Source organism: Litoreibacter halocynthiae (assembly GCF_004365635.1).
Taxonomy (GTDB): Bacteria; Pseudomonadota; Alphaproteobacteria; order Rhodobacterales; family Rhodobacteraceae; genus Litoreibacter; species Litoreibacter halocynthiae.
The window spans coordinates 1,425,957-1,445,158 of the sequence record NZ_SOBH01000001.1; the positions used below are offsets into that span (position 1 = coordinate 1,425,957).

15 protein-coding genes are annotated in these 19,202 nt (G+C 58.8%); 7 read left to right on the forward strand and 8 right to left on the reverse strand.

Features of this window, described 5'->3' with window-relative positions:
• Positions 1 to 126 precede the first annotated feature (126 nt).
• Entirely contained in the window at positions 127 to 1,383 is a 1,257-nt protein-coding gene (locus BDE40_RS06945) for a glycerate kinase type-2 family protein (RefSeq protein WP_134013675.1), read from the forward strand.
• A 3-nt stretch (positions 1,384 to 1,386) separates the two neighbouring features.
• Here BDE40_RS06945 and BDE40_RS06950 read toward each other — a convergent pair whose 3' ends face one another.
• The 4 genes from BDE40_RS06950 to BDE40_RS06965 all read right to left on the reverse strand — a co-directional run bounded on the left by BDE40_RS06950 (position 1,387) and on the right by BDE40_RS06965 (position 9,974).
• The gene (locus tag BDE40_RS06950; protein WP_134013676.1) at positions 1,387 to 2,556 is read right to left on the reverse strand and encodes an HlyD family type I secretion periplasmic adaptor subunit; all 1,170 of its coding nucleotides are present in this window, start codon (positions 2,554 to 2,556) and stop codon (positions 1,387 to 1,389) included.
• Entirely contained in the window at positions 2,556 to 4,856 is a 2,301-nt protein-coding gene (locus BDE40_RS06955; RefSeq protein WP_134013677.1) for an ATP-binding cassette domain-containing protein, read from the reverse strand. The genes BDE40_RS06950 and BDE40_RS06955 overlap by 1 nt, the downstream gene beginning before the upstream one ends.
• Positions 4,853 to 6,352 (reverse strand): TolC family protein, encoded by a 1,500-nt coding sequence (locus BDE40_RS06960; protein ID WP_162848041.1) that lies wholly within the window; start codon positions 6,350 to 6,352, stop codon positions 4,853 to 4,855. Before BDE40_RS06960 ends, BDE40_RS06955 begins: the two co-directional genes overlap by 4 nt.
• A gap of 70 nt (positions 6,353 to 6,422) precedes the next feature.
• Positions 6,423 to 9,974: an Ig-like domain-containing protein gene (locus tag BDE40_RS06965; RefSeq protein ID WP_134013679.1), complete on the reverse strand. Its 3,552-nt coding sequence runs from the start codon at positions 9,972 to 9,974 to the stop codon at positions 6,423 to 6,425.
• Positions 9,975 to 10,226: 252 nt separating this feature from the next.
• Between BDE40_RS06965 and BDE40_RS06970 the strand changes: the two genes are divergently transcribed.
• A complete protein-coding gene (locus BDE40_RS06970) occupies positions 10,227 to 11,210 on the forward strand; it encodes an alcohol dehydrogenase catalytic domain-containing protein (protein ID WP_134013680.1) in 984 nt (327 codons plus the stop codon).
• Here the strand turns inward: BDE40_RS06970 and BDE40_RS06975 are convergent.
• A complete protein-coding gene (locus BDE40_RS06975; protein ID WP_134013681.1) occupies positions 11,207 to 11,992 on the reverse strand; it encodes an IclR family transcriptional regulator in 786 nt (261 codons plus the stop codon). The two genes, BDE40_RS06970 and BDE40_RS06975, sit on opposite strands and share 4 nt — an antisense overlap.
• A 152-nt stretch (positions 11,993 to 12,144) precedes the next feature.
• On the opposite strand from BDE40_RS06975, the gene BDE40_RS06980 reads away from it, so the two are divergent.
• The 5 genes from BDE40_RS06980 to BDE40_RS07000 all read left to right on the forward strand — a co-directional run bounded on the left by BDE40_RS06980 (position 12,145) and on the right by BDE40_RS07000 (position 17,691).
• Complete coding sequence (locus tag BDE40_RS06980) at positions 12,145 to 13,746, forward strand: GMC family oxidoreductase (protein ID WP_134013682.1); 1,602 nt, start codon at positions 12,145 to 12,147, stop codon at positions 13,744 to 13,746.
• Positions 13,743 to 14,411, forward strand: coding sequence for a TerC family protein (locus tag BDE40_RS06985; protein WP_134013683.1), 669 nt, complete (start codon positions 13,743 to 13,745; stop codon positions 14,409 to 14,411). The genes BDE40_RS06980 and BDE40_RS06985 overlap by 4 nt, the downstream gene beginning before the upstream one ends.
• A 134-nt stretch (positions 14,412 to 14,545) precedes the next feature.
• Positions 14,546 to 15,649, forward strand: a complete 1,104-nt coding sequence (locus tag BDE40_RS06990) for a TRAP transporter substrate-binding protein (protein WP_134013684.1) — start codon at positions 14,546 to 14,548, stop codon at positions 15,647 to 15,649.
• A gap of 81 nt (positions 15,650 to 15,730) precedes the next feature.
• On the forward strand, positions 15,731 to 16,360 hold the full coding sequence (locus BDE40_RS18360) for a TRAP transporter small permease subunit (RefSeq protein ID WP_134013685.1): 630 nt from the start codon (positions 15,731 to 15,733) through the stop codon (positions 16,358 to 16,360).
• The gene (locus tag BDE40_RS07000) at positions 16,360 to 17,691 is read left to right on the forward strand and encodes a TRAP transporter large permease (RefSeq protein ID WP_134013686.1); all 1,332 of its coding nucleotides are present in this window, start codon (positions 16,360 to 16,362) and stop codon (positions 17,689 to 17,691) included. Before BDE40_RS18360 ends, BDE40_RS07000 begins: the two co-directional genes overlap by 1 nt.
• 75 nt (positions 17,692 to 17,766) lie before the next feature.
• On the opposite strand, the gene BDE40_RS07005 is transcribed toward BDE40_RS07000, so the two are convergent.
• From BDE40_RS07005 to BDE40_RS07015, 3 genes are all read right to left on the reverse strand, one after another.
• A complete protein-coding gene (locus BDE40_RS07005) occupies positions 17,767 to 18,189 on the reverse strand; it encodes an ion channel (protein WP_134013687.1) in 423 nt (140 codons plus the stop codon).
• A gap of 98 nt (positions 18,190 to 18,287) precedes the next feature.
• Positions 18,288 to 18,629 carry a protein tyrosine phosphatase family protein gene (locus tag BDE40_RS07010; RefSeq protein ID WP_134013688.1) on the reverse strand — a complete coding sequence of 114 codons (342 nt, stop codon included), beginning with the start codon at positions 18,627 to 18,629 and terminating at the stop codon, positions 18,288 to 18,290.
• A 127-nt stretch (positions 18,630 to 18,756) separates the two neighbouring features.
• Positions 18,757 to 19,113, reverse strand: coding sequence for a phasin family protein (locus BDE40_RS07015; RefSeq protein WP_134013689.1), 357 nt, complete (start codon positions 19,111 to 19,113; stop codon positions 18,757 to 18,759).
• Between the last annotated feature and the right edge of the window lie 89 nt (positions 19,114 to 19,202).

Below are 19,202 nucleotides of genomic sequence, written 5' to 3' on the forward strand. Positions count from 1 at the left end.
ACTTGACTTCCCAAAGCCCCTGAGGCTCTTTGTGAGATGCAAATCTGAACGCGGCGCAAACAAGTGTCGCGGATTGAAAAAATCTTACTATAGAACATTAACTTCACACTGTAATACATTGATTAAATGAAATATAAATCTGAGACCATTAATACCATGCGCACCACCGCGAAACGTCTTTTTGACGCCGCCATTTTGGCTGCGCACCCCGGGCGTGCTGTCGAGCGCGCGCTGCGAAACACGACCTTGGACGCCGACGGAACTCTGTTCCTGATCGCCGTTGGCAAGGCCGCTGTTCCCATGATGCGCGCCGCGTTAAGCCATGTCGCGGCGTCAAGCACATTCGAGGCGCTCGCGGTCACCAATCCGGAAAACGCGGCACCGCTCGATGATTGCCGTGTTTTGCAATCAGGCCATCCGGTACCGGACGCTGCCGGCGAAGCCGCCGGACGGGCCGTTGAGGAGTTGTTAGGCAAAGCGGGGCCTCGGGACCGCGTCATCGCATTCATCTCGGGCGGAGGTTCGGCGCTTCTTCCCGCCCCTGCAAAAGGCATAAGCCTTGAGGAAAAGGCGCAGGTTAACAAAGTGTTGCTGGGTTCGGGGTTAGAGATCAACGATATGAACCACATTCGCCAGCAGCTTTCCCGCCTCAAGGGCGGCGGGTTATTGCGCGCGGCAGCCCCTGCTCCGGTCACCGCCTATATCCTGTCCGACGTCGTGGGTGACGACCTGCGCGCGATCGCGTCCGGACCAACAGTCGCTCCGATCGGCACCCGTGCCAGCGCAAAGGCGTTGCTGGAGCAGGCCAATATCTGGAACCACATGCCCGCCAGCGTGCAAGCTCACCTAAGCGGCGCGGAGCTGGATATCGGAACCTTGCCAACAGCGGAAAACCACCTGATTGCCTCGAACCGCCAAAGCCTTGATGCCATGCGCACCGCCTGTCCGGAGGCGCAGATCATCAATGACCGGCTGGAGGGCAACGTGGAGGACGTCGCCCCGCAACTGGCAGAGATTTTCCGCGCCCTTCCACAAGACGCGCCGGCGGTTCTGCTCTTTGGCGGGGAGACCACAGTAACCCTGACCGGAAACGGGAAAGGCGGGCGTAATCAGGACCTTGCCCTGCGCATTGCGCTGCAAGAAATTCCCGGTGACTGGGTGTTCTTATCTGGAGGCACGGACGGGCGGGACGGCCCTACCGATGCGGCTGGCGGGTTGGTCGACGCGGGCTCGCTCGCAAGGATGAAAGCCGCAGGTGTTAATCCGGAAGCCCTATTGGCGAATAATGACGCCTACGCAGCGCTTGGCGCGTCGGGTGATTTGCTAATGACAGGTGGCACCGGCACCAACGTGGCTGATGTGCAGATATTCATCCGCAGCTGAAACCTACGGCTCGCGGAATGCTTCGTGCGATTTGTAGAGCGGTTTGGTCAGATACTGCAAAATGGTCTTCTCGCCCGTGTGCAACTCAACCTGCGCCAACATACCGGGGCGAATTTCCACCGACTTCTGACGCGGTGACAGGTGCTCCATATCAACCGACAGCAGCACTTTGTAATGCGGGTCGCCATCTGCCACGCGCTCGTCCTTGAACGTGTCGGCGGAGATAACCTGAACCTTGCCCGTAAGAGTGCCATAAATCGTGTAGTCATAGGCCGACAGCTTCACAGTTGCGTTCTGCCCCGGACGCAGGCTGGCGATATCCTTGGGCTTCACCTTGGCTTCGACGAACAATTCCTCGCCCATCGGGATGATTTGGAAAATCTCCTCGCCCGGACGGACAACGCCACCGATGGTCGAAATTGCCACGTTGTTCACGATGCCCTTCATCGGGGAGCGGATGACCGTCCGCGCCAGTTGGTCTTTGCTCAGCTTCATGTTCTGGCGCAGCGTGGCCAGCTCTTTCAGCGTGTCGGAATAGGCAGAGGCGCGGTCCAGCTCCGCCTTGGAGACGATCTCTTTGTACTTGGCCTCGGCGTCGGTGTTGGTTTTGCGAGCGCGCGACACCTCGACCAGAGAGACGATATTCTGGGTCAACAGGTCTTCCATCAACGCCGCCTCGCGACGGGTCTCTTTCAAAATGGCGCGGGCGCTGTCTGTGCGGCCTTCGAAGTCGGTCTGGCGGGCGCTTAGCAAGGCACGTTCGGATGCGACGATCTCTGGCTGGCGGCGCTCAAGATCACCAGCAACGTAGAAATCGAACTGTCCGGCAAGCTCGGCCTCTAGACGCATGCGGCGGATTTCCAACGCGTCGATCTGATCTTGCAGATCATCCACGGAGGTCTGGAAATTGGTAACGGACAGGCGCGCCAGAATATCGCCGGGGTTCACGGTGTCGCCTTCGGCAACAAGAAGCTCCGACAGGATGCCGCCTTCAAAGTTCTGGATAATTTGCGGGCGGGAGGAAGACACGAACTCCCCCTCCGAGCGCACAATCTCGTCGACCCACGCAAAAGACGCCCAGACAATGAAAGCCACGACCGTAAGGCCAATGATGCGGATAACCCAAGAAGGACCGCGCAGGTCGTCGTCGAATGCGGCGTCGATTGTGGCCATCACTTGCCCCCTTTCGGTGCATTGATTTTAACACCTTGGGCGGCCGCTTTGGTCTTCTTCAAATGATCCAGAACCTGTTCGCGCGGCCCGTCCACCGACAGTTTGCCGCCCTTCAAGATCATCACACGTTCGGTCAGGGCAAGGATCGGCATACGGTGCGTGGCGATTACAGCGGTGCGGCCCTTAAGCCAGCCTTGCAGATTGGCGACCAGAGCGGTTTCCAGCGATTGGTCCAGCGCCGCGGTCGGCTCGTCCAGCAACACCACGGACGGGTCTTGCAGCCACAACCGCGCCCAGCCGATAGACTGGCGCTGACCGATAGATAGGCCCAAGCCGCCGTCGTGAATTGGCAAATCCAGCCCTTTGGCGTGTTCGCGCACATAGCGGCCAAGCCCTGCAAAATCGAGGGCTGCAAACAGGCGCGCATCATCGCGCTCAAGCCCCGACAAGTTCAGGTTCTCGCGCAACGATCCTGCAAACAGGCGGACCTCTTGGCTCAGGTAGCCAACGCCACGGCGCAGATCTTTGGGGTGGATTTGCCCCATGTCGATGCCGTCAATCAGAACGCGGCCTTTATCCGGCGCATACAGGCCCGAAAGCAGCTTGATCAACGTAGATTTGCCCGAGCCATTGGCCCCGAGAACCGCCACATGCTGCCCTACCGGAATGGAGAAGCTCCCCAGATCCAGCACGGGTGCAGCATCTTCGTCGTAGCGGTGGATCAGATCGCGCGCCTCGAACCGGCCGGTGATGCGTTCGCGACGCAAATAACTGCGTTCGGAGTCATAATCCTGCGGGCTTTCCACCACCGCATCGAGGCCGACAAGCGCGGTTTTCACATTCGACCACCGCGCCATAGTACCCGCCAGTTGCGTCAGTGGCGCGAGGGTGCGGGAGGTCAGAATACCCACAGCAATGATCGAGCCGACGGTGAACTCGCCCGCAAACACAAGGAAGGTGCCAACAACAACCGCGCCCACATAGGTGGCTTGCTGAACGCCTTGCGACCAAAAGGTCAGCGCGGAGGCCAGACGGCGTTGCTCGGAAGATTTCAGCGCGGATAGCGCGTTCAACTCGCCCCAAAGGCGTGCGAACCGATCTTCGCCGCGGTGCGATTTGACCGTGTCTGCTTCGTAGATGGCTTCATGTAGCAAGCGGTTTGCTTTGACCGAGGCGCCTTGCGTCTCTTCGGTCAGTTTCATCATGCGTTTTTGCAGGAAGAACCCGGGAAGAAGCATCAGGATGCCCCCTGCGACCAAGACCCAAACCACATTGCCCGCGATGGAACTAACCAGCAGCAGGAACAAAAAGATAAACGGCACATCCGTCAACGACCCGATTGTCGACGCGGTGAAAAATTCGCGGATGGAGGAAAACTCGCGCATCGCGGAGAACGTGCCTGACGGCGTCGCACCGGGCCTGCCAGCGCGCATTCCCAAAAGGCGGCTCATCAAGGTTTGCTGCACGGCCAGTTCGATTTTGCGCCCTGCCCCGTCCATCATACGGGCGCGGGCGATCTTCAAAAACGCCTCCAGCGTCAATGCGCCCATCGCGCCGATGGCCAAGACCCACAGCGTCGCGTGGGACTGGTGCGGGATCACGCGGTCGTAGACCTGCAGCGAGAACAGCGCGACGGCAACAGCCAGAATGTTGGCCACGAAAGAGCCAGCGGTGATCTCGACCAGATGGCGTTTGTATTTCGGGAACTCTCCCCAAAACCAATGGGTTGGCTTGGCGTCCAACCGGTGCTTTTCCTCGACCTGCCGCATAGAGCTTTCGGCCTTCAGCACCTTGCCGGAGAACACCTTGGCGAACTCTCCCAGTGGCACTTCCGTGCGGCGGTCGCCAATGGTCTCGTCGAAGATCGTCAGGGTTTGCTCGTGTTGCTCCAACACCAAAACCAGCTGGCCGGTCTTCATCTCGACCAAAGCAGGCCACAGGTCAGCGCGCAAACGCACATTGCGCACGGAGCAGACCAGCCCCAGTTTCTTCATCGTGTTTGCCAACAGTTCCGGTGACACGCCACCGGCGTCCAGAGGCATTTCCACAGCGGCGTCGAGCACGTCGGAAGGCTGCAAATCAACGCCCAGCAAGCCAGCATAGACCGACACCAGATTGGCCCGATTGCGCAATTTTTTGGAGAACCGCCCTGCCTTCTCAGGCGTCTGCGGCATCGGAACGCGCAAACCGGGATCATTGGCCACCGAGGTCGGGGTCTCAACCGGTTTCAGCTTCGCGGTATTTGATGCCTGAGCCGCTTTGGCTCGCGCCATGTCAAACGCGATGACGGGCGTGCTCATATATCCTCACCATCCACCAACGCACCCATAAGATGGGCAATCTGCAACTCTACCAAGGCAATCTGATACTTGAGGCCGATCTGGTCGCGCTCTGTGGCAACCTTGGTCTCGTAGACACGCACCACATCCATCACCGGACGCTGGCCGGCCTTATACTGGCGGTCGAACAGCGACAGGTTTTCATTGGCCGAGGACAAAAGCCCCTGCCCTTGCGCCTGCTGGCGTTTCAATGAAATCAGGTTCTGCTCCAACCGGCGCATTTTGCGCGATTGGTCCTCGGAGGCTTGTGACACACGGCGCGCAGCGGCTTCCTTGGTGGCCTCGATGGCTTTCAGGCTGGCCTTGGTGCCAAACCCGAACCCGTTGGGCGCGCCCACGGAAATTCCGCCCGTGGCCCCGCCTTTTTGCAAGGTGCCTTTCGCGGAAATCCCCGGCAGGAACCCTGCGCGGTTGATTGTGGCTTCCGCGATGTCGCGGTCACGCTCGGCCTCGGCCTTCAGGATGGACAGCGGTTTGGCTGCTTCGGAATTGCCGATGGAGGCAAGGCCACGCACGTCGCTCAGCGGCTTCAACGACATCGCGTTCAGCTCTGCAATCGCGGTGCGCGCTGTTTCCAAGTCAGAGTTGCGCTGGTTCTCGGCTTCAGCAAGCTTCTGCTTGACGATCTGCAAGTCGGCGGGGTTGGACACGCCACCCCGCACGCGCTGGTCCATAACCCATGCAAATTCGCCCAAACGATCCGCTGCTCGGCTTCCCGCTTCGGCTTGCGCGCGACCCTTCTCGGCGGTGATATAAAGATCAAGCGCCGCGTAGACGCGGTCATTCGTGTCCTGCGCCAATGCGACAGCGGCAACTTCCACATCGGATTTGGCGAAGCTGCGTTCGGCCTTCTTGCGACCGTTGTCAAACAGCACTTGGTCGATGACCATCGAGGCGATGACCTCGCCCAAAGACGACAATGTTAGCGCGGGGCCAATCGTCGGTAGCCAGTTCTTAGACGCGGCTTCCGCGCGCAACTTGGCGGAACGCAGCTCGGCCTCTGCCGCGCGGGAGTTCGCCGCCAGAACAGAGCCCGCGACTTTGCCATAAGGGGAGCGCGCGTCCAGTACGGCCTGGCGGCGCAGCAATGTGTCGATCAGCGCGGAGCTTTCTTTACCACCCGTGCCACCCGCCAAAGCGGCTTGCGCTTGGGGCTGGGCGGACGCGCCGTTGAGGTTCTCGCCCACGTCAATCGTCGACGCGTTGCGTGTTGCGGTATCTGATTTGGGTTTGCGCTTGAGAAACCCGAAAATCGGTGTGGTTTCCTCGCCATCGCGCTCGACCTGAACACGCTCCGCAAAGCGACCTGTAGTTTTCACATCATCTGTGATCGCGGGCGTGGCACCGGAGAATGCACCCCGTGTCGCCTCGTCGCCCATGCAGCCCATAAGTGAAACTGCTGTGGTGCCTGCCAACACCATGCGCAAAACTGCGCGTTTACTAGTACCCTGTCCCATGCGGAGCCCCTTCTTGTAAGTTCGAGAGGTTGGAAAGGGCATACCCTGATGGATATGCCCCCGCCCGCTTTTAGTAGTTCACTGTGATGTCATGCTCGATCAGCAAGCTGCCATCGTCACCCAAGGTGTAGACGTCGTAAGAACGCCCGTCGATCACCTCGGTGTTTGTCGTTTTGACGGCACCGGCAATATTCACTGTGTCGGTGTTGTCGCCATGGATCAGCAGCGCGTTGGTGTCTTCCGACAGTCCCAACAGGTCTGCCTCGGACAAGGTCAGCTCGCTTTCGGCCACGATGGACAGATCAATGGAGCTGACGTTGAAGTTCGACAAGCCGTTCAACGAGACGTTGACCGTGCCGACCGCGTTGTCATCCAGCACCAGCAAAGTGGCGCTTTCGTTGCCAACGGCGTCCTCGGCATTCACGACAAGGTTCGATCCATCCGGAATGCGGTTGTTGAACGTGAACTGAAGCTCGTCACCGCGCACCACATTGGTGTCATAGCTCACATTGCCAACAGCCCCCGTCTCGCTCACCTGACTGATCGCGACGATATCGTCGGTCAGCTCGGTGCCGATACCGGACACGCCCGGATCGCCGCGGAAGTATTCGGTGTAGGAAATCACCACAGGGGCTTCTGGCACCTCGGTATCCACCGTGACAGGTGTCGACACGCTGTCAGGGTTGCCGTTGCGGTCAATCGTGGTGACCGTCACGTCCGAAGTGTATTCGCCTTGCGGAATTTCGTTCGGGCCAAAGGTGACCGTCCAGCTGCCGTTGGAGCCAATCGTGGCAGCGCGCGGTGGCAGGTTGTGGAACGTCACCATCACCTCTTGCGCGCCCGGTTCGGTGGTCCCTGTCAGCGTGAAGCCGGTTCCCGCCTCGTTCGCGTCCACGACACCGTCGCCAGTGACCGCATTCACGCCAAGGTTGCGGACGATTGTATCGACCTGAACCGTACCATTGGCGACAGCAGTGTTCCCCGCCGCATCCGTGAAGGTTGCCTGAACCGGAATGGTGGTCTCGACCCCCGCCGGAACATCGCCCGGACCGAAAGAAGCCTGCCAGTTGCCATTGTTGTCGGTAACTACAGTGCGCGTTGCACCGCCGAAGTCGACTTCCACGCGGGAGTTCGCCTCTGCCGTGCCGGTAATTTGCACCCCGTCACTGGCTTCCGCGATGTTGATGACGTTGTCGCCCTCTACATTGAGCGTGTTGACCGACACGTTCGCAATCGTGTCGACCGCAAAGCTCGATGTGGTCGAGGCCGTGTTGCCCGCGCCGTCGGTCGCGACGGCCGATACGTTTACGTTATACTCACCACTTGGCAGCGTGCTGGCCGAGAAGTTCGCTGTCCACGTTCCGTTGGAATTCGCGATAACAGTTTGGCTGCCCAACATAACGCCCGCTTCGGAGGCCATGGAAACAACCACCGACGCGCCCGGCTGGGCCGTGCCATTCAAAGCCGTGCCACTCGCGCTTTCGGCAAGGTTCATGACGTTGTCGGAACCCGTGTTGTTCCCAGTGATGGCCACGTTGGTGATCGTATCAATCGCCATGGTCGAGGTCGCGGTGTCGGTATTCCCGTGCGCATCCTCGATGGCCACAGTCACATCCACCGTGCGCTCGCCCGTTGGGATTTGCGACGCCTGGAACGCGACGTTCCACGTGCCGTCCGCACCCACTACACCGGTTGCTGTACCACCGCCCGCAACTGAAACCGTGATGTTGCCACCAGGCTCGCCCGTGCCGGACATGGTCACACCATCCGCGTGGCCTGCAGCGTTTACAACGCCCGTACCGGCGGTTTGACCTTCGATCTGCGCAATCTCGACATGGGTGATCGTGTCCACAGGGATCGTTGCCGATGTGGTCTCCGAATTCCCCGAAGCATCAGTGGCTACCGCCGTTACTGTCACATCATATTCACCCGCCGGAAGCGAGTTGGAAGGGTATTGAACCGTCCATGCACCGCCAGAAGTCGCCGTAACTGTTTGCGTACCGAGTGTCGCGCCAGTTGGCCCCGTCAAAGTCACCACGACCGCAGCCCCGGGCTGCGCCGTGCCGTTCAGCACCGCAACAGTCGCAGATTCAACGTCGTTATAAGTGCCGTCTGCGCCCGCGTTATTTCCGGTGATCGCCACGTTGGTGATGGTATCTACTGGGATCGTGGAGCTGGACGTCGCGCTGTTTCCGGCAGTGTCGGTTGCTACAGCCGTTACGGTCGCGTCATACTCGCCACCGGGCAATGTGCCACCCGCAAACTCGGCCGACCATGCGCCTGAAGAAGTTGCCGTAACCGTCTGAGTTCCAAGAACTTCACCGTTCTGACCGGTCAGTGTAACCACAACGGACGAGCCAGCCTGAGCCGTCCCGTTCATCACAGTCGCACTGCCGACTTCAGCGCCATTATATATGCCATCAGCGCCGGAATTATTACCGGTGATCGCCACCTCCGCGAAGGTATCGACAACCATTTCAGCAGTCGCAGTCGCCATGTTGCCATAAGCGTCCGTGCTCGTCACAGTCACAGTGCTCGTATATTCGCCGGTAGAGACCTGATCTGCGCCGAAATCCACCGACCAGTTGCCATCAGCATCAACCACCGCAGTTGCCGTAGCACCGTTCTCTTCGATTGTGACGACCACATTGGCCCCCACTTCGCCGGTGCCCGTCAGGGTCACACCATCCGCATGCTCGACTGCATTGATGACGTCACCCGATCCGGTCGCGGCACCGTCGATGGTAACCACATCAACGACAGTTACAGTATCGACACGCACCACATCGGTGATCGTTGTCACGTTGCCCGCGTCGTCCGTGGCGGTGATCGTCACGTCGACGTCATATTCACCCTCGGGAACTTGCGTCGGATCGAACACAACCTGCCAGTTGCCATCCTCGTCAATCACCGTTTCCTGCGTCTCGCCGTCAATCTCGACGACAATCGCGACGCCAGCCTCGCCAGAGCCACCAATCTCAACGCCATCGGCGTGGTCTTCAGCATCAAACACGTGATCAACAGAAACAACGCCGGTATCCAGCGTCACCTCCGGGGCTTCGGTGTCAGGAGCCGTTCCGCCACCTCCGCCGCCGCCAAGACCGCCAACAACTGCAGCACCACCGACAACGGCCGCAGCAGCACCAAGGCCACTTGCGCCCGCACCGCCCAATCCGGCGAGGATCGGGGCCGCCAGCATTGTCGCCGTTTCTTCACCCGCGGCGTCAGCCGCGATAATTGTATCAACCTCGGAGCCGCCTACATAGAAAAGCGCGTCATCGGGGCTCCACTTGCCGAAAACCTGCGCCTCGGCATATTCCGCGTTGACCAGACCCTCCTGAGCACCAGCCAAATCGACTTCGGTCAGCAGACCGTCCGCGCTGATGAAGAGATCGGCATCGGCGCTGAAGTACCCTTCAAGCCGGATCTTGCGCCCGTCGGCAAGGGTTACAATAACCGCATCGCCCGAACGCTCGTATCCAGCCACCTGAAACCTGCGCAGGTTCAGGGAAATATCGTCACCGCTGTTGACAAAAATTGTATCTGCGGTTTCGGCTTGCGCCAGCATACCACGTCTAATGTTGCCCGCACGATCACGAACAACGAACTCAATCGCTTCCATAGTTACCACTCCGCCTCTAACACTCGGGCGCTTCTGCACCTCGATTTATTAAGAAATCTTAAATCAGAAATGTTCGATTTATCCAAGGGGAAAAGCCGACATATTTGAACAGTTCCCATATGTTGTGGTTTTTTTGAACCTTACGGCAAGTGTCTAACAGAGAAATGCGTTCAGGAATTGCAAGATATCCCTTGCCCGACATCACGCCTCCAGCGAAGTTGGGCCAAATCTGCCAAGAATAGGGCCGCCTCGATGCAAGCACTCGTCTACACCGCCCCCAAGGCCATGGAGATGCAAGACCTCCCGACCCCGACTGCGCAGGACGGAGAGGCATTGATCGAGGTGAAATCAGTCGGAATTTGCGGGTCGGACATGCACGGCTATTTAGGGCACGACGACCGCCGCCCCGCCCCGCTGGTGCTCGGCCACGAAGCTGCGGGCGTTGTGACATCCGGCCCTCAGTCCGGAACCCGCGTCACTGTTAACCCATTGGTAACTTGCGGCACCTGCCCCGCATGCAGCAGCGGGCGCAGCAATCTTTGCCCCACCCGCCAGATCATTTCCATGCCACCACGCGAAGGGGCTTTTGCGCAATGGCTGACAATGCCGCAAGGTAATCTGATCGCCCTGCCCGATCACCTCAGCTTCGACCAAGCCGCACTGGCAGAACCGCTAGCCGTTTGCTGGCACGCCATCCGGCTCTGCGCGGCGCAGCCCTATGCCGACCTCACCGCTCCTACGGTCGTGATTGGCGGCGGGGCTATCGGGTTCGGGTCTGCCTTGGCGCTAAAGGCTTTTGGTGCGACAGACGTGACCTTGATCGAAACCAACCCGCTCCGCGCTGCACATTTGCGCGGGCTGATCGACATTCCGGTGTGCAAGCCATCGGACATTGCCATGGGCCAGGCCGCGTTGGTTGTCGATTGTGTCGGCTACAAAGCCACCCGCGAGACGGCCTGCGCCATGGCAGCCCCCGGCGCGACGATCTGCCATATCGGCCTTGGTGACAGCGTTGGAGGACTTGATGTTCGCCGCATAACCTTACAGGAAATAACGGTTTTTGGCACATACGCCTATACCGAGAAAGACTTCCAAGACACCGTTGTAGCCATGGCGGAGGGGCGTTTAGGTGGGCTCGATTGGGCCGAGACCCGCGCGCTGTCAGAAGGGCCGCAAGCCTTTGCAGACATCCTCGGGGGCCGCGTTATGGCACCCAAAGTGATCTTGCACCCTTAGACAAACAACGCATCGCGCAGCTTTTCTGCCCCCGATTGCAGCACCGGAAGCATATCGCGCGCGTGCGACAGGCTCATCCTTTGCGTCGGGCCATGCACCGCCAGCGAGGCGACGTAGCGCCCTGTCAAATCACGGATTGGCACCGCCACAGCAACCATATCATCCAAAAACTCTTCGTCATCCTCGGCATAGCCTTGCTTTGCGATCTGCTTCAGCTCCGCCATCAATGCCTCGGCTGACACATGGGTTTTGCGGGTATGGCCGGACAAAGTCAGCGCAGTCACAAAGGCGACCCGCGCTTTGGGGGTCAGCGACGCCATGAACACTTTGCCCGACGCCGTGCAGTGAAACGGCACGTTGGTGCCTACAGGCAACTGAATGCGGAACGACCAGTCGGTATCCACACGGTCCAGATAGCGCATCCCCGCTTCTTCCGGCACAACGTAGTTGACCGTCTCCCCGACCGTTTTGGCAATTTCCGACAACACTTGGTGGCGCGCGATATTGGCCCAGCTTGCATGCAGCAACCCCGCCGACATCAGCCGCGTGCGGCGTGCGGCGCGGTAGCCTTTGCCATCTCCGTCGCGTACCAAAAACCCTTCGGCCTCCAATGTGGTGCAAAGCCGATGCACGGTTTGCTTGGGCAAACCGACGGAGGCGTTCATCTCGGTCGGCGTCATGGCCTTGTCGCCATGCCCCAATGCTTCCAGCAATAACAGCGTGCGCATATTTGTCGGGATACGCGCATCCGCGTCGGTCTGTTGGTTTCCGCTCGTTGACATAAGACCTCCTAAACAGGCGCGCATGAGACCTGCTCGCTCAGCCCGCCACGCAACCGAAAAATGGAAATCACTTGTTTCGATGGCGAATCCCTGTAGGTTAAACCCATCAAAAACGGGACCGCAAGTCTCATTTTTTCATATCTGGAGGGATTTTGGAATTTGACTACGTGATTGTAGGCGCCGGCTCGGCTGGGTGCGCTATTGCGAACCGCCTTTCCGAGAGCGGCAAACATAGCGTTGCCCTGCTCGAAGCAGGCGGGCGCGACACTAATCCGTGGATCCACATCCCCGTTGGCTACTTCAAAACCATGGATAACCCGAAAACGGATTGGCGCTATAAGGCGGCAAGCGATCCGGGCTTGAACGGGCGGTCGATCCCATGGCCGCGCGGCCGTGTTTTGGGCGGATCTTCCTCGATCAATGGCCTGCTATATGTGCGGGGCCAATCGCAAGATTACGATCACTGGGCCCAACTTGGAAATGCCGGATGGGACTGGGACCATGTCCTGCCCTACTTCAAGAAGTCGGAAAACTGGCTTGGCGCAGACATTGGTGCGGACCGTGGAACTGGCGGGCCATTGCAGGTCTCCCCCACGCGCCTAAAGCGGGATATCGTGGACAAGTGGATCGACGCCGCCGAGGCCGCTGGTTATAAAAAGAACCCCGATTACAACGATGGCGACCAAGAGGGCGTGGGCTATTTCCAACTCACGATGTCGAAGGGCCGCCGTTGCTCTTCGGCCGCGGCCTATTTGAAGCCTGCCCGGGGGCGTCAAAACCTTGAGGTTATCACACATGCCCAAGCCAAACGACTTGTTCTTGATGGTAAACGGGTCGTCGGCGTGCAGGTTGACATCAACGGCCAGCACACCGAAATTCGCGCGCGACGGGAGGTTGTTTTATCAGCAGGATCAATAGGTTCTCCGCAAATCCTCATGCTGTCTGGCATCGGTGATGTGAACACCATCAAACCTCATGGCATCAACATGGTGCATGAACTGAAGGGCGTCGGGCGCAACCTGCAAGATCACCTGCAAGCCCGTCCGGTGTTTAAAACGGACCTGTCGACCATCAACGTGGAAGTGTCCAACTATTTCAAGCAGGGTCTGATCGCGTTGGAATACGCGCTGAAACGCACCGGACCGATGGCGATGGCCGCCAGCTTGGGGACCGGCTTTCTAAAGACAGAGCCGCACATGGACGTCCCGGACATCCAGTTTCACATTCAGCCCTTTTCGGCCTCGCACCCGGCCGAAGGGCCGCACAAGTTTTCCGCCTTCACCACCAGCGTGCTGCAACTGCGCCCAGAAAGCGCGGGGCATCTGGAGTTGCGATCCGCCAACTGGCAGGACCACCCAGCCATTCACCCCAACTATCTGGCGACAGAAACCGATCAGCGCACGATCGTGAAAGGCATCCAGGTCGCCCGGCGCATCACCGGGTTCAGCCCGCTAAAAGAGCATATTCTTGAGGAATTCGCGCCGGGTCGGGACGTGGCATTTGACGACTACGACGGCACCCTCGACTGGGCGCGAAATACAGCTGTTACGATCTACCACCCGACCGGAACCTGCAAGATGGGGCAAGACGACATGTCCGTCGTCGACGCGCGTCTACGGGTGCATGGCATCGAAGGTCTGCGGGTCGCAGACTGCTCCATCATGCCGACCATCGTGAGCGGCAACACCAACGCGCCGGCGATCATGATCGGCGAGAAAGTCTCTGATATGATCCTTAAGGACACCGCAGCATGATCGACACTGCACTAGATTTCGGCAAAATCGTCGTCGCTGACCTGATCCTGTCAGGCGACAACGCGTTGATCATCGGCATGGCGGCGGCGGGACTTGCGCCTGAATTGCGCAAGAAGGCCATTCTATACGGTATGGTCATCGCCGCAGTTTTGCGCATCGCCTTCGCTGTGGTCGCGACGAAACTGCTGGGCATTCCCGGCATCTTGTTTGTCGGCTCCCTGCTGCTGTTTTGGGTGTGCTGGCGGCTCTACACCGAGATTCGCGATAACGTCGATGAACAGGCCGAACTTGCGCTAGAGCGCGCCGAGGATCCGAACAGGGGCTATACCGGCAAGCCCACGCGGACGATGGCCTCGGCGCTGTTGTCGATCACCATAGCTGACGTCTCGATGTCACTTGATAACGTGCTGGCCGTTGCCGCGATTGCGGATGGTGACACCAATATGCTGATCTTCGGGCTTGGCCTTGCCATCGTGCTGATGGCCTTTGCCGCAACCATGATCATGAAACTGCTGACCCACTATCCGTGGATCAGCTGGCTGGGCCTTGTCGTGCTGCTCTATGTGGCCGGCGAAATGTTCTACCGCGGTGTTTTTGAGGCCAGCACTGGGATCGGCCCGATGATGGGCTGGATCGAAGGGTATGAGATGGGCAAGGGCCACTAGCCCCTGCTCGCAGAATTCAACCACCGCACCTTGGAGGAGGAGCGCGGTGACCCGTTGAAGAAAAGGCGGCTCGGGATGCCTTCCCCGTTCCGCCAAAGATGAAACAGAAGGCTTGGACCTTAAGGGAGGACCTTATGTTGAACTTGAAAACCATCACGGCAGGCGCACTAGGCTTGTCGATGCTGGCCTCGGCGGCATTTGCCGAGACCACAATTCGCGTGCAGTCGGTTATTCCGTCATCTGCGGATGAAATCGTTATGCTGAAAGACTTTGCTGAAGACGTGAAAGCGTTGACCGATGGCGAAGTCGTCATCGAAGTGCTGCCCGCAGGCTCCGTCGTGGGCGTGCAGGAAACGCTCGACGCGGTTGACGCGGGCCTGATCGAAGGCGGCTTTGCATGGACGCATTACTGGTCGGGCAAGCACCCTGCCGCCATGCTCTTCGGCTCGCCAGTGGCTGGTGCCGGTGTCGGCATCGACAACATCGCCTTCATGTCGTGGTTCCTGAATGCAGGCGGCAAGGAGCTGTATGACCAGCTGTGGAAAGAGATGGGCGTGAACGTCAAAGGCTTCATGCTGCAACCGGTTGGCCCAGAGGCTCTGGGTTGGTTCAAAGAACCGATCGAGACCATGGCCGACTTCCGCAAATACCGCTTCCGGACACCTCCGGGCATTCCGGGCCAGACCTATAAAGACATCGGCGTGGCCTCGGTCGCCATGGGCGGCGGGGACATCCTGCCCGCGCTGGAAAAAGGCACAATCGACGCGGCTGAATGGTGCTGCCCGAAGCCTGACAGCGTGTTCGGCTTCCAGAAGGTTCTGAAGCACTACTACCTGCAAGGCCTGCACCAGGTTGTTGTGAACGCTGACCTTTATATTAATGGCGACGTCTACAACAGCCTGACGCCATTGCAGCAGAAAGCCATCGAAGTCGCCGCCAACGCGTCGCTGATGAAGTCCATGGCTTACCGCATCCGTGAAAACGGTCTGGCGCTGGACAAGCTGGTGAACGAGGACGGCGTCATCCTGCATGACACCCCTGCCGACTACTTCACCGAGTACATGGCCGCCGCCAACAAGGCGCTGGAGACCAACGCCGCCGAAAACGCGTTCTTTGCGGAAGTGTGGCAGTCCCAAAAGGACTTCGCACGGACCGCAGTTCCGTTCTGGGCCGGTGCGCAGACCTCCAACGCCAATCTCGGCCGCGCCTATGCGGCTGAACTGGCTGCAGGCAAGTAACACAAAACCTCCCCTGCCCGCGTCGTGTGATGCGGGCAGGACCCCAAACGTCACGGCCTCATCGCCAACAGGAACAGTCCCATGATCAACGAAGATCAAGACAAGATCGACTTCTCGGAATACGAGAATGTCGGTGACGAGCTTCTCGCAGATGCGGGCGGTGCCGTGGGCAAAACCTTGCCCGACGACATGCACCCCCTCGCCCGTAAAGCCGTTTACGCAATCGACAACTTCTCCAACTGGCAAGGCCGCATCGCGTGCCTTTTGATCGTGCCGATCATCTTCGGGATGTTCTACGAAGTCATCGCGCGCAGCTTCTTTCTTGCGCCCACCCTTTGGGCCTATGACCTGTCGCGCATCCTTTACGGCGTGTCCTTCATGCTGGGGGCTGCCTACGCGCTGATGCGCGGGTTGCACATCCGAGCCGACTTCCTTTACCGCGGCTTCACCGAGCGCACGCAAGGCCGCGTCGACCTGATCCTTTATCTCGTACTGTTCATGCCTTCGATGCTGTTCTTCCTGAAAGCCGGTTACGACTTCTCGCTGAAATCTTTCATGCAGGGCGAGCGTGCAGGCGACAGCACATGGGCGCCGATCGTATGGCCCGTCAAAATCGCCCTGACCACCGGTGTGTTCTTCCTATGCATCCAAGGCGTGTCTGAAATACTCAAATCGTGGTACGCCGCGACCCGTGGAAAGTGGCCGGTCTAATGGAATTCTCTAATGAAATAATCGGCCTGTTCATGATCGGGGCGATGCTGTTCGCGATCTTCATCGGCTTCCCGATTTCCTTCACCCTGATCTTCCTTGGCGTCGTGTTCGGTGCGTGGGGCTTTGGCGTCAAGCTGACCATCTTCCTGATGACCCTGCAATTCTACAACTCGATGATGGAGCAGACCCTCGCGGCTGTCCCGTTATTCGTCTTCATGGGATTTATGATGGAACAGGCGGGCCTGATGGAGCGCCTCTTCGCGGCGATCCAGATGATGCTGGCCCGCATGAAAGGCTCGCTTTATGTGGCCGTGCTGTTCGTCTCCGTGGTCTTCGGCGCCGCAACGGGCATCGTGGGGGCCTCGGTCACCATTCTGGGCATCATGGCCGCAAAGACCATGAACCGCTCCGGCTATGACGTGCGGCTGGCCGCAGGGACGATTACAGCGGGCGGAACCTTGGGCATCCTGATCCCGCCGTCGATCATGCTGGTGGTGATGGGGCCCGTGCTGGAAATCCCAGTCACCGACCTGTTCGCCGCCGCGATCATTCCGGGCGTCATGATGGCTGCGCTATACCTGATCTATGCGGTCGGGCGCTGCTGGATTAACCCCAAGCTTGGTCCGCCCTTGCCGGAAGAGCTGATCGAGCCGGACAAAAGCAAGATCGCTTGGGAGCTGCTCTGGGGCTTCGTGCCGCCCACGATCCTGATCGCGTTTGCCTTAGGCTCGATCCTGTTCGGACTGGCCACGCCCACCGAGGGCGCAGGTATGGGCGCGTTCGGCTCCATCCTTCTGGCGATGGGTTACCGCAAGTTCACGATAAAGGGTTTCTATGACGCATTGATTAAGACCTTGGAAATCTCGGTGCTAATCCTGTTTCTCGTGGCGGCCTCCAATTTCTTTGGCGCGGTGTTCTCTCGCCTTGGCACGCCAACCATGATCACCGAGCTGTTGCTGAACCTCGACGTGTCCGCATCCGTTGTGGTGATCTTGATCCTCGCGCTGGTCTTCGTCTTGGGCTGGCCGCTGGAATGGGTGCCGATTGTGCTGATCATCCTGCCCATCCTTGCACCTGTGCTGCTGGAGTTGCAGGTCGACATGCTTTGGTTCGCGATCCTTGTGGCGGTCTGTTTGCAAACCGCGTGGCTCAGTCCGCCTGTGGCGCTATCAGCCTACTTCCTGAAAGGTGTGGTGCCGGAGTGGGACCTGAAGGATATCTATCTGGGCATGATGCAGTTCATGGTGATCCAGCTGATCGGCCTCGGGATGGTCTTTGCCTTCCCTGCTATTGCGACGTGGTTGCCGGTGCATCTGTACGGCGGCGGCTGATTCCCCGTCATCGGACAGGAAAAAGGGCGCGCTTCAAATGTGAACGCGCGCCCTTTCGTTAAGGCAACGAGGCATCTAGCGATGCCGGAACCGAACCACATCCAGAACTTCAACCAGAAACGCGGTGAACAGGCCAAACACCAACAGCCCGTTGGTGGCCGTCATCCCCGCCAGCAATCGCCAGTTCTCGTCAATCACCACATCGCCGTAGCCTACGGTCGTAAACGATACGATCGCAAAGTAGAGCGCGGTTTCGAGGCGTTCAAACAGGCCGATATAGAGATAGACCCCTGCCCATCCCCAAATCGACAATGTCAGCACCGACAATATCCAGAACAGCGCGATAATCAGCACCACAAGGGTCTGGAACGCGCGACCTTTGCGCAGCAGCCGGGCATCAATCTTACGGAGCGCACGTCCGGCAATTTCGAACAACCACGCCGCGATTAGCATCGAGATAATGATAACCACGGATCCGACAAACAAAGCTTTAATCAATGGTGCCAGTTCCCTGATCTTTCAAACCTAAATCATTTGGATCAAGGTAACGTCACCGCCGCCGACGTGCCACCCTAATTAGCCAGCTTTGCAGAACGTCAGGCTTCTTTCGCCATCAATGCGTTGACCAGCTCTTCGCACCGCGCTCCGGTTTCGCAATAGGCAAGGATCGGGTGTGGCAGCGATTTCATCAACGCGGCCATAGCATCCACGTCATCCGGAGTGGGACCACTAACATCAATCGGCAAATACGCAGCCTCCATCCCGGCATAGGCCGCAGCTTGGCGCATTTCCTCGAACAGGCTTTGATCAATCGCTTCGCCGTCTGGGCGGTTACTGACAATCGAGTTGAAGCCAAGCGTGTGGATCAACGCCAAATCCTTGGCAGATGGCTGCGCGCAGACACTGATTTCAGGCGTCATCTTTCGGGTTTTCACCATAGGGTCGTCCTCCGCTTGGGATTGCGGGAAACCCCGCGTGATGCTGCAATTTCACAAGAGCTAGCATCACGCCGCCAGGCGATCCTTAATCTATATCAAATACCAATGCGGCGTGATCGCGCCCAATCTAGTCGGGCATTATTTTGGTCGCAGGCATTTTCGCCATGGCGACTTTGCTTAGTTCGACCAGCTTTCCCGTTTCGGCAGAGTACTGATCCACCGCTTTTTGCACGAACTCCGCTTGAATGTGCTGAACCTGCGCCAGTGATTTTGCATGCAAAATCTGGTGCTGGGTTTTCACGTCTTCTTTCACGCGCTCAGCGACAAAGCTTAGAACTTCGGAGCCGAGGTCGCTCATCGCTTCCAGCCAAGCAGTCCCCATCGTGGAGGTCGAGGCAAAGCCCGCGCTCTGCATGTCACGGATCGCGGCAAGCGCCGGATTGTCAGAGGCGGGATTGGATGTAGATGTTGTTTTGGCAGCCATGGTGCAGTCTCCTGGGTAAAAGGCAGTTGCAGTATTTCACCATTATACAAAATGCGCTTTGATTTTGGTCAAGGTTAGCTTTGCCATCA

Coding starts and splice junctions, on each gene's coding strand:
- BDE40_RS06970 (WP_134013680.1), top strand. CDS start 10,227: ATGCAAGCACTCGTCTACACCGCCCCCAAGGCCATGGAGATGCAAGAC.
- BDE40_RS06975 (WP_134013681.1), bottom strand. CDS start 11,992: ATGTCAACGAGCGGAAACCAACAGACCGACGCGGATGCGCGTATCCCG.
- BDE40_RS18360 (WP_134013685.1), top strand. CDS start 15,731: ATGATCAACGAAGATCAAGACAAGATCGACTTCTCGGAATACGAGAAT.
- BDE40_RS07015 (WP_134013689.1), bottom strand. CDS start 19,113: ATGGCTGCCAAAACAACATCTACATCCAATCCCGCCTCTGACAATCCG.
- BDE40_RS06945 (WP_134013675.1), top strand. CDS start 127: ATGAAATATAAATCTGAGACCATTAATACCATGCGCACCACCGCGAAA.
- BDE40_RS07010 (WP_134013688.1), bottom strand. CDS start 18,629: ATGGTGAAAACCCGAAAGATGACGCCTGAAATCAGTGTCTGCGCGCAG.
- BDE40_RS06985 (WP_134013683.1), top strand. CDS start 13,743: ATGATCGACACTGCACTAGATTTCGGCAAAATCGTCGTCGCTGACCTG.
- BDE40_RS07000 (WP_134013686.1), top strand. CDS start 16,360: ATGGAATTCTCTAATGAAATAATCGGCCTGTTCATGATCGGGGCGATG.
- BDE40_RS06990 (WP_134013684.1), top strand. CDS start 14,546: ATGTTGAACTTGAAAACCATCACGGCAGGCGCACTAGGCTTGTCGATG.
- BDE40_RS06965 (WP_134013679.1), bottom strand. CDS start 9,974: ATGGAAGCGATTGAGTTCGTTGTTCGTGATCGTGCGGGCAACATTAGA.
- BDE40_RS06955 (WP_134013677.1), bottom strand. CDS start 4,856: ATGAGCACGCCCGTCATCGCGTTTGACATGGCGCGAGCCAAAGCGGCT.
- BDE40_RS06950 (WP_134013676.1), bottom strand. CDS start 2,556: ATGGCCACAATCGACGCCGCATTCGACGACGACCTGCGCGGTCCTTCT.
- BDE40_RS06960 (WP_162848041.1), bottom strand. CDS start 6,352: ATGGGACAGGGTACTAGTAAACGCGCAGTTTTGCGCATGGTGTTGGCA.